This window comes from Variovorax boronicumulans (assembly GCF_040544675.1).
Taxonomy (GTDB): domain Bacteria; phylum Pseudomonadota; class Gammaproteobacteria; order Burkholderiales; family Burkholderiaceae_C; genus Variovorax; species Variovorax boronicumulans_D.
Genome location: NZ_JBEPKK010000013.1, coordinates 34,694 through 47,415 on the forward strand (window position 1 = coordinate 34,694; position 12,722 = coordinate 47,415).

The window sequence follows — 12,722 nt, forward strand, 5'->3', positions numbered from 1 at the left end:
TTGGAGCATTTGGACTAGCTTTCCCGCGCTTCTAGTTTTTTACGCCTAGGCCTCCCCGCAGAAGATCAACGGCATCGCGATTTCGAGACTTCGCGATTCGTTCAACTTCTGGAACCGGGGAGACTTGGAGCATGGTCAGGGCCGATGAACCGCTGCGCGTGGCTGTCGTGGACGGGGATGTGATTCAAAGGGCCGCGCTGCAGCGCCGGCTGACCGCCAGGGGCCATGCGCCCACACCGTTGCGCAACCCGGGCGACCTGCTGGCCGCATTGCGCAACGGCTGGCGCTTCGGCCTGTTGCTGCTGAACCCCTCGGACACCGTGCCCTGGAACGAACTGGCCGCCGCCTGCCGGCAACAAGGCCTGCCCATGCTGCTGCTGACCGACGATCCGCTCTGGCACGCCCCGCCCGAATTCGACGCCCTAAGCCGGAACCACGGCATCGTCGACTTCGCCGCGCTGCCCATGGCCGACCACGAACTGGAATGGCGCATGCGCACCCTGATCTCGCGGGCGCGTGGTCCCGTGCCGCACACCGCGCGCACCGACGACGTGGTGTGCGGCGACTACCGCCTGCTGGTGCAGCGCCGCACCGTCCTGCACCGGGGCCGGGAACTCAAGCTCGATCCGCGCGAGTTCGAGCTTGCTTGCATGCTATTCCGCAATCCCGATCATTTGCTGACGCGCGACTTCCTGTGGATCGCGCTGTGGAAGCAACTGCCGCGCAAGGGTGCACGCGCACTCGACATCGCCGCGGCGGGCGTGCGCAAGAAGCTGGACCTGCGCGAAGAAAACGGCGTGCTGCTGCGCGCCGCCTACAAGCGCGGCTACGAACTGCTCACCGTGGCGCCTCAGGAAGTCGCGCCGCGCTTCGCGTTCTCTTCGTCGTAGAGCTCTTTCTTCGAGAGCTTGCCGACGGCCGTCTTGGGCAACTCGGCGCGGATCTCCATGGCCTGCAGCATCTCGTGCTTGCCGAGCCGGTCCTTCAGGAAATTCTTCAGCTCGTCGAGCGTGAACGGCTGAGCGCCGTTCTTCAGCTTGATGAATGCCTTGGGCGACTGGCCGCGGTACTCGTCGTGGATTCCGATCACCGACACCTCCTCGACCGACGGATGCTCGTAGATCGCATCCTCGATGGTGCGCGGGTACACGTTGAAGCCGCCGCACAGCAGCATGTCCTTGGTGCGGTCGACGATGAAGACGAAGCCGTCCTCGTCCATGTAGGCCACGTCGCCGCTGCGAAAGAAACCGTCGGCGGTCATGCTGGCCCGCGTGGCGGCCTCGTTGTTCCAATAGCCCTTCATCACGTTCGGGCCGGCGATGCACAACTCGCCGCGCTGGCCGGTCGGCATCTCCACCTCGGGGTCGGCCAGGTCGCGCATGGACAGCGTGATGCCCGGCAGCGGCATGCCGCAGGAGCCGGCCTTGCGCCGTCCGCGCGCGGGCGTGAAGCTGCCGGTGGGCGATGTCTCGGTCATGCCCCAGCCTTCGCTGAGCTGGCAGCCGGTGAGTTCGAAGAACCTGTGCGCCACCTCGACCGGCAGCGGCGCACCGCCCGAGCCGCAGGAGCGCAGCGACCGCAGGTCCAGCTCGCTCACCTTCGGGTGGTTGATCATGGCCATGTACATGGTCGGCACGCCCGAGAAGATGGTGATCTTTCGCGCGTCGAAAGTCTTGATCACCGTGTCCAGGTCGAAACGGGTGTGCAGCACGATCTCGGCGCCAAGGCGTATGCCCATCAGCAGATTGGTCACCAGCGAATAGATGTGAAAGAGCGGCAGCACCGCGAGGATGCGCTCCTCGCCGAAGCGCACGATGGGTTCGTCGCCCGAGAGGCTTTCCACATACTGGGCGCAGGCGGCCGTGAGGTTGCCGTGCGTGAGCATCGCGCCTTTGGGGAGGCCGGTGGTGCCGCCGGTGTATTGCAGCGCGGCGATGGCATCGGCCGGGTCGGAGACCGGGCGATAGTGGTGACCGCCGTCGTTGTCCAGCAGTTGCGCAAAGCGCATGCGGTGTGCGTCGTCCGCCACTTCTGCAAGAAGGCCCGCGCCCTGCATGTGGGCGCGCGTGGGCCCGGGCGCCGCGGCGTACTCGTCGAGCGCACCGACGATCAGTTTCTTCAGCCGCGAATGCCCCATGAGCCGCGCCATCTGCGGATAGAGCGCGGCCAGGTCGAGCGTGACGAGGAAGTCGGTCTCGCTGTCCTGCACCTTGTGTTCGAGCACGCGCTCTGCATCGAGCGGCGAGTAATTGACCACCGTGCCGCCGGCGCGCAGCACGCCGAAGAAGGCGATCGGGTAGTGCGGCGAGTTGGGCAGGTACAGCCCCACGTGCACGCCGGGTCCGACGCCCAGCTTCTGGAAGCCGGCGGCTGCGCGGTCCACCAACGCACCGAACTCGCGGTAGCTGATCCTGCGCGCCATGAAGTCGAGAAAGGGCCGGTTGGGCCATTGCGCCACCGCCTCCTCGAGCAGGCGCGGCACGGGCGTCTGCGCCAGCGGCGCGTCCCATCGGACGCCGGCAGGGTACGAAGAGACCCACGGGTGGGCCTTGGCCATTGGGGTTGTGGTGGTCATGCGTGCGAGCTCCCTGGGTGTGTGACAACGGCAGGAGGCACGTTACGCCGTTGCCCCTGGTTCGTGGAGGCTCGCGGCACGCATTCGGATGCGGAGTTTCCCGGCGGGAATGTATGGGCCGGCGCGGTACCTGCGCGGGCATACAAAGCTGCCGGGTAAACACCGGCGCGCGCACTGCGTCAAAGCGCGTGCCGGTGGGAACAATCGCAGCTCCACCCCTGAGGCTTGCCCATCATGAAACACCTGAGCGGCGTCGACGCCACCTTCCTGCACTTCGAGACCACCGAGATGCCGATGCACGTGGGCTCGCTCAACGTGCTCGACCTGCCCGAGGGCTACCAGGGCGATTTCTACGAAGACGCCAAGGCCTGCCTCGCGGCGCGGCTGCACCTGGCCAACGTGTTCACCCGCAAGCTCGCGCTGATGCCCTTCGACATGTCCAACCCGGTGTGGGTGGAGGACGAGGACATCGACATCGACTACCACGTGCGCCACATCACACTGCCGCAGCCGGGCACCAACCGCCAGTTGCAGCAGTACGTGGCGCGCCTGCACTCGACGCTGCTGGACCGCAGCCGGCCGATGTGGGAGTTCTTCATCATCGACGGGCTCAAGAGCGGACAGGTCGCGCTCTACACCAAGATGCACCACGCGGGCATCGACGGGCAGGCCGGCATCGAGGTGGGCAAGGCCATCTTCGACATCGCACCCACGGGCCGCGTGGTGAAACCGCCGCGCCCGCGTGCGCGCCGCAGCAGCTACCAGCTGGGCGTGGCCGAGCTCTACGGCGCGGCGTTGCGCAACACGGCGGCGCAATACGTCAAGGTGGTGAAGCTGCTGCCCGCGCTGGGACGTGCAGCGCGCGGACTCGCGCAGCGCGGCGAGGCAACGCCCCAAGGCCCGCGCTCACTTGGCAGGCGTTTCAACCTGCTTGCGCCGCGTACGCCGTTCAACGTGTCGATCACCAACCAGCGCAGCTTTGCGGGCCGCACCATTTCGCTGGCAGAGACCAAGGGGCTGGCGCGGCACTTCGGCGTCTCGCTCAACGATGTGGTGATGGGCACCATCTCGGGCGCGCTGCGACGCTACCTCGCCGACAGCAACGAGTTGCCCGCGAAGTCGCTGGTGGCCGGCGTGCCGGTGAGCCTGCGTGAAGCCGGCGACAGCACCGCCAACAACCAGGTGACGGGAATGATCGTGAGCCTGGCCAGCGATGTGGCGGACCCGGTGGAGCGTCTCCGGCAGATCGCGCTGTCGTCGAACACTTCGAAGTCGGTGGTGAACCGCTTCAAGCCGCTGATCCTCGATGATTTCCCGAGCTTCGCCGCGCCGTGGTTCATGTCGGGCATGGCCTCGCTGGTCGGCCGCTCGGGGCTGGTGAACGTGCTGCCGCCGATGATCAACGTGGCCATCTCCAACGTGCAGGGCGCGCCCTTTCCGATGTACTTCGCGGGCGCGCTGGTGACCTGCAACTACCCGGTGTCGATCGCAGCGCACGGCACCGCGCTCAACGTGACGGTGCAAAGCTACAACGGCCGCATGGACTACGGCCTCATCGCCTGCCGGCGCGCGGTGCCGGACATCATCGAGATCGGCGACTACATGCTGCTGGAGCACAGGCTGCTGATGGAGCGGGCGTTGGAGACGCCGCCTGCGGTCAAGGCGGGCGAGGTTGCCGCGGCGCCGGTGAAGAGCACCGCGGTGAAGCCGCCGCCTGCACCGAAGAAGAAAAGCAGGGCGCTAACATCCGGCCACCCGCCTCTTCGTGCGAAGGCCAGCAGACGCGGGCAGACCTGAAAACCAAGGGAGTACCTGCATGCATCTGGAGCGCATCGCGCCCGCCGCGCTGCTCGCAATCGCAGCGGTAGCGGCCGCCGCATTGACAGCCTGCGACAAGACAACGAGCACACCGGCCACGGCCAGGACAGGCACATCGTCCGCACCGTCGCAGCCTTTGCCGGCCGCATTCGACAGCGCCGCGCGCGTCATTTCCGCGCAGGGCTACAAGCTGGCCGAATGCGTGGCCATCGCCGACGACAAGGAGAAGCTGGCCTGCTATGCGGCGCTGGGTTTCAAGAGCGCTTCGGATGTCGCCGGCATCGAGGCGATGGGTGGCGCGATGGACGTGATGGCCGGCAAGCGCTGGCAGGTCACAGCGCCCAGCGCGGGCAACGGCAGCAGCTTCCAGGGCGCGGCCTACCTGAGCTTCGCTGGCCTGAAGAACGAAGGGCCGATGGCCTTCCGCAATACGCGCATCCGCCTGCAATGCCCTGCCGCCTGGGGTGGCCCGAGCAACCAGAAATGGGCGGCGTCGGTGGAGCTTCCGTTCGATGCGGCCTACGACTCGAACAGCAAGGCGCGCGGCACCATGGTGGTCGAAGTCGATGGCAAGACCTTCGATGCGAAGCAGTTTTCTCGCAGCACCTTCAATGTGGCGGCAGACAGTGCCGTGGCACTGCGCGATGCGCTGGTGGTCGGAAAGTCCGTGACATTCAGCGTCTCGACGGTGGACGGCAAGACCGGCTCGGTCAAGGCGGCGTTGCCCGAGGGCGGCGATTCGCTGAAGGCGTATTTCGACAAGTTTTGCCCTTGAATCCAGCCTGCCTCAACGTTCATGAACCTTCGACTCGCACTCTACGAATTGGCCCGCGCCCATCGACTGCCGGCGACGCGGATGCAGACGCTGTTTGCGCTCGCAGAACTCGATGCGCAGCCGTCGCACCTGCCGCAACGTTTCTGGCGCACCGTCGCGCTGCTTGCCGCCGGGCTCGGCGGCTTCGGCCTGGTGATGTGGGTTGCCGCCAACTGGGGCGCCCTGGGCCGCACCGGACAGTTCGCATTGCTGCAGGGCTGGGTGCTGCTGACCGCGCTGGCAGCATGGCGCAGCCCAGCCTTGCGGACACCGATGGGCCTGCTGTGCCTGCTGGGCACGGGCGCACTGTTTGCCTACTACGGCCAGACCTACCAGACAGGCGCCGATGCGTGGCAGCTTTTCGCGCTGTGGGCGCTGCTCACCCTGCCGTTGTGCCTGGGCGTACGCAGCGACGTGCTGTGGTTTCCGTGGGTGATGGTGACTTGCAGCGCGATCAGCCTCTGGGCCTATGCACACACGGGACACCGCTGGCTGGCCGACAACCGCGATCTGCCGATTCACTTGGCGAGTTGGGGGCTGGGCGCAATGCTAGTGCTCGCGTTGAGCCCGTGGGCGCAACGCTGGGTGGGAACGACACACTGGTCGCGCCGGCTGGCCCTGCTGGCCATGGCCGTGAGCGTGACGCTGGCCGCGCTGGCGGGCCTGTTCCTTCGCTCCGCAGTCGCGCTCCACTACTTTCTGGGGCTCGTGCTGATGGCCGGCTCCAGCGGCCTGCTGATGCAGCGGCGATGGTTCGACATCGTGGGCCTGAGCACGGCGGTGCTGTGTCTGGACACCTTGCTGGTTGCCGGCCTGGCGCACTTTCTTTTCAAGAACAGCGGCGGTGACACGATGGGCCTGCTGCTTGTGATCGGGCTCCTGGCTGCGGGGATCCTGGCGGGTTCGGTGGCGTGGGTTATGCGGCGCCAGAACACCGTGCTGGCTGCTGTGCAGCAAGACGGAGCAGCCGCATGACCACCCCGTCTCGACTCATGCAACACGCGATCGACCAGGGCCTGTTGCCGCCGGACGCGCAATGGCCGCAGGACGAATCCCGCCCCTGGCCCGTGCTGCTGTTGACCGCGCTGGGCGCCTGGCTCGCCGTGCTGCCACTGCTGGGCGCCATGGCCATGGCCTTCGGCAACGCGTTGCTGAAACAAGGCCCCGCCCTGTATGTCCTCGGCCTTGGCCTGCTGGCGGTCAGCGTGCTCATCCTGTGCCAGCGCGGCCTGGCCCTGTTCGTCGAACAGCTCTGCTTGCCGGCCATGGCGCTGGGCCTGTGCTGCCTGGGCTGGGCGCTGTTCCGCGACAGTTCGATTTTCAACGGCGCGCTGGGCATGTGTATCGTCAGCCTGGTGCTGGCGTGGCTCACGCCGTTGCACTGGCTGCGCACCTTGCTCGGCGTGATGCTGGGCGTGTTCCTGACAATCGCCGCCATGGCCTGGTCGAACGGCGACAGGGCCTTCTGGGATCTGTTCTGGCTTGAGCGCTTCCGCTGGACGTGGTGGCTCTATTCCCACCTCGGCCTGGCAGTGTGGTTGCTGGTGCTTTACCTGCTGCCGCGGCTACCGGGCGCGCGCACCGGCAGTCTGCTGACAAGCCTGGCCGACGGCTGGTGCGTGCAGCTCCTGCTGACACTGGCGCTGCTGTCGGGCGCCACTTTCATGCTCGGCGGCATGGCCCCGGGCAGCGACATGGGCCGAGAACTCGTCGGCGTCGGTGCCGTAGCCGGCATTGCGGCCAAGCTCCAGAACCTGGTGTCGGTGCTGTGCGCGGCAGGTGCGGCCGTGCTGCTGGGCCGTTGCTGGCCAGCACTGCGCCAAGCCCCCGCGCTGGGCTTGGGTGTGGCCCTTCTGCTGGCGGCGTTGTGCGGATTTGTGCCCAGCCTCGGCGCAGCCTGCCTTTGCACTGCCGCCCTTGCCACCACGGGGCGCTGGCGTCTTGCCGCTCTGGGCTGCGCGGCGGCGTTGTGGATCGTGGGCAGCTTCTACTATCAGCTGACGTGGCCGCTGGCCGACAAGGCGCTGCTCCTGGTCTTGATAGGCACCGCGCTGGGCGCGCTGGTCTGGCTGGCGTCGCGCAACACATCATCCGCCGATGCAATCACCGCTGCCCCCGTCGACCCGGCCAGTGGCAACTGGCGGAAGAACAAGCGGCTCGCGGGCATGGTGCTGACAGGCGTGGGCACACTGCTGGTTGCCAACGGGGCGATCTTCGAGAAAGAGAACATCATCCGAAACGGTCAGCCCGTGTTCGTGCAGCTGGCACCGGTCGATCCGCGTTCGCTCATGCAGGGCGACTACATGCGGCTGAACTTTGCGCTGCCCGACCGATGGAGCCGGAGCGACAGCCCGGAGGGTGGCCGTCGACCAACCGTGCTGGTGCGGCCCGATCCGCGCCTACCCTCGACCTACACGCTGCACCTGCCTTCGGCCGGCGAACCACGGCAGAACGGCGACCTCGAAGTCCCGCTCAGCGCGAAGGACGGCAGTTGGGTCTTCGTCACCGATGCGTGGTTCTTCAAGGAAGGTGATGCAGAGAGGTTCACGCATGCGCGCTACGGTGAGTTCCGCATCCTGCCCAATGGCTCGGCCCTGCTGGTCGGCATGGCGGACGAACAGCTGCGGCCAATTCGCTAGCTAGCGTTCTACGCAGCCCTGCGGGGCTTCCTTTGTTTTGCGGGCGCATCAGTGAGGTCAGAAGAGGGACAACACGCAACTCGTCATCAAACCAATTGCGACTTGATCAAACGCTTCCGGGATCAATGCGCGAGCCATGAAAAAAGCCGGCGAGTGCCGGCCTTTTGCATGGTGCGCAATTCAAAGATTCACATGTCCCGGTCGGGATCCGGATAAACCAGCGGCCCCAGCAAGCCCCGGTTGAAGGGCTTCCATTCACCCTCGGCCTGCGCCAGCCGGTCGGCCACCGCATAGAGCACGGCGGGGTGCGCGCCCAACCCCAGGTGGCTCGCCACCACTTCGATGTTTTCCGACTGCGGGCCGGTCTTCTCGATGCTGCAGCGCCAGGCGACCACGCCGTCGGTACGGCTAAAGATCGAGGTCGTCGGTACGGGCGGCGTGGGCTGCACGTACTTCATGCGGCGCGGGTCGTGCGAGCTCTGGCCGCTCACGCCTTCGTACACGCGCCAAGCGTTGGTCGCGCGCGGGCTGCCGGAGAACGGGCTGCCCAGGGTGATGACGTTGCGAATGAGGTCGGGCTGCGCGGTCGCCAGCAGGCGCGCATACACGCCGCCCAGGCTCCAGCCGATCACGCTGACCTTCTGGCCGCTCGTCTCGTTGAGGCTCTGCAGCAGCTGCACCATGCCGGCTTCCACGCCCTGGCGCGGACCGAGGTTGCGGCCCAGGCCCCAGCCGTGGGCGTCGTAGCCGCGGCTGCGCAGGTAGCGGCGCAGCAGCAGCGTGGAACCGTCGCCCGCCACGAGGCCCGGCAGCACGAGCACCGGGTGCCCGTCGCCGCGCGGCGTGAGTTGCAGCAGCGGCCACATGGCGATGCCGGCCCCTGTTTCCCAGAGGGCGCGCGCTTCGGCCAGCAGCAGCAGGCGCGAAGGCGGTGCGATGTGATCGTGGGTGGCGGTGGTCATGGATGCGGCTTTCTTTGGCGTTTTTGCATGTGCAGGACGAGCATGAGGGGCCATGGTTGCACTCTCCCGTCGGACGACATCGTCATTTATCCGAGGTATTTGCCCCTCAGGTAATCGAGGTAAGCCCTCGATTCGCTGGAAACATACGGGGAAACCAGCGTGAGCGTGTAGAACGCCGCCAGTCCGGGGTCTGCCTGCGCCAGCGCGTCGCGCCCCGGCACCAGGCGTTCGAAAGACAGCCAGCAGGTGGTGGTGAACACCATCTGCAGCGCCAGGATGCGCGCCTGCTCGGCGCTGGTCTCGATGACGCCCGAACTCACCAGCCCTTCGCACAGCGACTGGGCCGCCAGCAGGTTCTGCGCGGTGAGCGCCTGCGCGCGCTGCCCGAGCACCGGGTATTCGGCGGCCAGGAAGGCCATGTCGCGGTAGATAAAACGGTATTCGTCGATGGCCTCGAAGCGCAGGTGCAGCGCGAGCCAGAGATCGTCGATGGCGGCAATCGATGCCGAAGAGCCGTTGAGCGCCTCCATGCGCTGCTCGAAGCGCCGGAACAGCCATTCGACGATCAGCTGCTTGGCCTTGAAGTGGTAGTGCAGGTTGCCCGGGCTCATGCCGAGCTCGGCGGCGATCTTGTGCGTGGACACGGCCGCCAGTCCCTCGGCGTTGAACAGCGCGAGGCTGGCCTGCAGGATGCGATCGCGCGTGGTGTTGGAGCTGGCCACAACCGGCTGGGCTTGTGCCGTCGCTCAGCGCTTGCGGCCGATGGTGCCGGTGCCGCCTTGCGGCGCGGCGCTGCTCTCGAGTTGCGCGATGCGTTCGCGCAGTTGCGCCACCTCGTCGCGCAGCGCCTGCACTTCGTCGGCGCCGGGCATGCCCAGGCGCTGCAGGGCGGTGGCCACGCGCTGGTCGAACACGTCCTCGAACTTGCGGATGCCGAAGCTGTCGAGGCTGGGGAAGCCGCGGGTGAGCACCGCCTTGGCGCCGGTGGTGGCGTCGGCCTTGCCCTGCCCGATGCCGAGCAGGCCTTCGATCACGTTGGCCTGGCGCTTGGCGACGTCGTTGCGCACGTTGTCCAGCGCCTTCAGGCCGGCACGCAGCAGGCCTTCGGCCTTGCCGGGGGCGGGGGTGGCACGGGCGGTCTTCTTCGCTGCGGGCGCCGCCTTGCGGGGCGCCGCGGCCTTCTTCGCCGGGGCTCTTTTCGCCGGAGCTTTCTTCGCAGGCGTCGCCTTCTTCTTCAACTTTGCAGTTTCGTCAGTGCGGGTCGCCATTCAGTGATGCTCCAGGTACCAAAAAGAAAAAGAGGCGCCAGGCGCCTCGCGGGGGTCAGGCGGCCTTGCGGGCAGCAGCGCGGCGAACCGGCTTCTTGGCCGCAGCAACCTTGGCCTTGACGGTGCGCACGGTCTTGGCAACCACGGCTTCGCCGCCGACGCGGGTTTCGATCTGCTTGGCACCGGCGGCGATCTTGTCGGCGATCTGCACCGAGACGGTGGCGATCGGCTGGTTGACGGCGTGCAGGGTGTTCAGCACCGAGGTGACGACCGGCGATTCGACGCGGGCCACGCGGCTGGCCACGGTTTCGATGCCGCTGGTGGTGCCGGCGGCGACGCGGTCCATCACCGAGACGATGCGGCTGGTGTCGATGTCCAGGCGGTTGGCCAGGAAGCCGTTGACCTTTTCTTGCGCGCCGATCAGGTTGGCCTTGATCTGCTCGCTCACCATCGGGATCTGGCGGTTGCCCAGGAAGTTGCTGTAGCGCGAAGCGGCGCCGCCCAGGAGGCGATGCATGCCGGTGCGGTAGGCGCTGACCAGGGTCTTGCCGGCGTCGTTGTACTGGCCGACGACGTGGATGGCTGCGGAGGCGATGGTGGTTTGCGTGGTCATGAGGATTTCCTTGAAGTTGAGTGGGTCGCTTTTTTGCGATGGGCTCATCTTCTTCCGGAGGGCCTAGGCCTGGAAAACTAGAACGGTGGGAAATCTAGTCCAACTGCCCCAATTTTCTTCAGGCCACGGCCGCCCGCCGGTCATCAGGCCGCGGCGGCACGCGAGCCGCCGGAGCGCCTGGCCGGCGCGGCCTTGCGGGCTGGGGGCTTGACGGCGGCTGTGGTGGTCTTGATGGCGGCCTTTGCCGCCTTCCTGGCGGGGGTCTTGGCCGGGGCGGCCTTGGCGACAGCCTTCTTGACCGCGACCGGCTTGGCAACGACTTTCTTGGCGGCCGCCTTCTTCACCACCGCAGCCTTCGCCGGCATCTTGACCGGCGCCTTCTTGCGTGCGGCCGGTTTTTTCGCGGCCGGCGGCGCGGCAGGCTCGGCCGTCTTGGCCGGCTCCACCGTCGATGCGGTCGCCGCGGCCGGCTTGGTGGCCGCGGTGCCGGCCGTCGCGCCGGCGGCCGAGGGGTGCTTGTGCGTCAGCTCCATCAGGAGCTTGTGCTCGGCCAGCATGTAGTCGCCGATCTCGGTGATGTCGGGCACGGCTCGCCGGCAGGCGATGAGGCCGTAGTCCATGCGGCCGTTGTAGCTCTGCACCGTGACGTTGAGCGCGGTGCCATGGCTGGCGATGGACACCGGGTAGTAGCAGGTCACCAGCGCGCCCGCAAAGTACATCGGAAAGGGCGCGCCCGCCACGTTGGAGATGGCCACGTTGGCCGCCGGCGGCAGCAGGTTGACCAGGCCCGAGCGGCCCACCATCGAGGCGATGCCCGACACCAGCCAGGGCGCCGCGAAGGTCGGAAAGTCGTCCAGGATCACCGCCTTGAAGCGGTTCATGGTCGACTTGGAGCTGTTGGACGAGGCATTGATCGCCTTCAGCCGCTGCACGGGGTCGGTGATGTCGGTCGCCAGGCTCACCAGGATCATGCTGGCCTGGTTGTTGGCGGTGTCGTCGCCCGCTTCGCGCAGGCTCACCGGCACGCCGGCCACCAGCGGCTTGGCGGGCAGCTCGTTGTTGTCGGCCAGGTAGTGGCGCAGCGCGCCGGCCACGGTGGCCATGACCACGTCGTTGAGCGACACGCCGAAGTGCTTGGCGATGTACTTCGTCTCCGCCAGCGAGATCGTGCGGCCGGCAAAGGTGCGCTGGTTGGTGATCGACACGTTCAGCGAGGTGCGCGGCGCGAAGAGGTTGAACTTCTTCGCCGCGGTGGCCGTGGCCTTCTCGGCCGCCTTCTCGTCGGGCTTGGCCAGTCCGCCGATGGCGCGTGCGATGGCCGGCGCCATCTTGAAGAGCTTGACGTACTGCTGCGCCGTGTTGCGCAGCGCCGCCGTGGCGAGTTCGGCCATGCCCAGCTGATAGCCGTTGCCGCGCGGGCGCGAGCGCGGCGGCTTCACCACGCGGCCGGTGGCTTCGAGGTCGAAGATGGCCTTGCCCACTTCCACGCCGGCCTGCCCGTCGATGCCCGCATGGTGCACCTTGGTGTAGAGCGCCACCTGGCCGCTCTGCAGGCCGTCGATGATGAAGAACTCCCACATCGGCCGGCTGCGGTCGATGAGCGTGGAATGCAGGCGCGCCACGTACTGCTGCAGCTGGCGGTTGGTGCCGGGCTTGGGCAGCGTGATGTGGCGCACGTGGTAATCGATGTCGATGTCCTCGTCGTCCACCCACACCGGGTTGGACATGTCGAATGGCATCAGCGCGAGCTTGCGGGTGAACACATCGGCCAGGTGGATGCGGCTGGCCATGAAGGCCTTGGCGTCCTCGTAGAAGTCGCCCGTGTAGCCCTCGGGCAGGTCCAGCACGTTGAGCGAGCCCACGTGCATGGGCATCTCGGGCGTCTCCAGGTGCAGGAAGGTGGCATCAAGACCGCTCAGGTGTTTCATGTGTTGTGTCTCCTTGGTGGGGCATGCGCCGTCCGGCAGGATACCCCTGGCGCGCCGTTCCCGGGCACCGCCTGCTTCAGTGTTTCCACCGGGGGAGGCACCGGG

11 protein-coding genes are annotated in these 12,722 nt (G+C 67.1%); 5 read left to right on the top strand and 6 right to left on the bottom strand.

All coding sequences use genetic code 11. The features are described 5' to 3' along the window. Window positions 1-131: 131 nt before the first annotated feature. Window positions 132-890: a response regulator transcription factor gene (locus ABIC90_RS20890; protein WP_354357453.1), complete on the top strand. Its 759-nt coding sequence runs from the start codon at window positions 132-134 to the stop codon at window positions 888-890. Here the strand turns inward: ABIC90_RS20890 and ABIC90_RS20895 are convergent. Further along, complete coding sequence (locus ABIC90_RS20895) at window positions 851-2,575, bottom strand: long-chain-fatty-acid--CoA ligase (RefSeq protein ID WP_354357455.1); 1,725 nt, start codon at window positions 2,573-2,575, stop codon at window positions 851-853. The genes ABIC90_RS20890 and ABIC90_RS20895 overlap by 40 nt on opposite strands. Before the next feature lie 234 nt (window positions 2,576-2,809). On the opposite strand from ABIC90_RS20895, the gene ABIC90_RS20900 reads away from it, so the two are divergent. Genes ABIC90_RS20900 through ABIC90_RS20915 form a run of 4 tightly spaced genes read left to right on the top strand, consistent with a single transcriptional unit; the run spans window position 2,810 to window position 7,846 of the window. After that, window positions 2,810-4,372 (top strand): WS/DGAT/MGAT family O-acyltransferase, encoded by a 1,563-nt coding sequence (locus tag ABIC90_RS20900; RefSeq protein WP_354357457.1) that lies wholly within the window; start codon window positions 2,810-2,812, stop codon window positions 4,370-4,372. Between the two features lie 19 nt (window positions 4,373-4,391). Then, window positions 4,392-5,168, top strand: a complete 777-nt coding sequence (locus tag ABIC90_RS20905; RefSeq protein WP_354357459.1) for a hypothetical protein — start codon at window positions 4,392-4,394, stop codon at window positions 5,166-5,168. A gap of 21 nt (window positions 5,169-5,189) precedes the next feature. Further along, window positions 5,190-6,182: a DUF2157 domain-containing protein gene (locus tag ABIC90_RS20910; protein ID WP_354357461.1), complete on the top strand. Its 993-nt coding sequence runs from the start codon at window positions 5,190-5,192 to the stop codon at window positions 6,180-6,182. Continuing rightward, complete coding sequence (locus ABIC90_RS20915) at window positions 6,179-7,846, top strand: GDYXXLXY domain-containing protein (protein WP_354357463.1); 1,668 nt, start codon at window positions 6,179-6,181, stop codon at window positions 7,844-7,846. Before ABIC90_RS20910 ends, ABIC90_RS20915 begins: the two co-directional genes overlap by 4 nt. Window positions 7,847-8,034: 188 nt before the next feature. Here the strand turns inward: ABIC90_RS20915 and ABIC90_RS20920 are convergent, their stop codons facing one another. The 5 genes from ABIC90_RS20920 to ABIC90_RS20940 form a co-directional block, all read right to left on the bottom strand. Continuing rightward, window positions 8,035-8,808 carry an esterase/lipase family protein gene (locus tag ABIC90_RS20920; RefSeq protein WP_354357465.1) on the bottom strand — a complete coding sequence of 258 codons (774 nt, stop codon included), beginning with the start codon at window positions 8,806-8,808 and terminating at the stop codon, window positions 8,035-8,037. A gap of 86 nt (window positions 8,809-8,894) precedes the next feature. Beyond that, entirely contained in the window at window positions 8,895-9,530 is a 636-nt protein-coding gene (locus tag ABIC90_RS20925; RefSeq protein ID WP_354357467.1) for a TetR/AcrR family transcriptional regulator, read from the bottom strand. 24 nt (window positions 9,531-9,554) lie between these two features. After that, window positions 9,555-10,076: a phasin family protein gene (locus tag ABIC90_RS20930; protein WP_354357469.1), complete on the bottom strand. Its 522-nt coding sequence runs from the start codon at window positions 10,074-10,076 to the stop codon at window positions 9,555-9,557. A 55-nt stretch (window positions 10,077-10,131) separates the two neighbouring features. Beyond that, on the bottom strand, window positions 10,132-10,689 hold the full coding sequence (locus ABIC90_RS20935) for a hypothetical protein (protein ID WP_354357471.1): 558 nt from the start codon (window positions 10,687-10,689) through the stop codon (window positions 10,132-10,134). Between the two features lie 143 nt (window positions 10,690-10,832). Then, window positions 10,833-12,617 carry a WS/DGAT/MGAT family O-acyltransferase gene (locus ABIC90_RS20940; RefSeq protein WP_354357473.1) on the bottom strand — a complete coding sequence of 595 codons (1,785 nt, stop codon included), beginning with the start codon at window positions 12,615-12,617 and terminating at the stop codon, window positions 10,833-10,835. Window positions 12,618-12,722 lie beyond the last annotated feature (105 nt).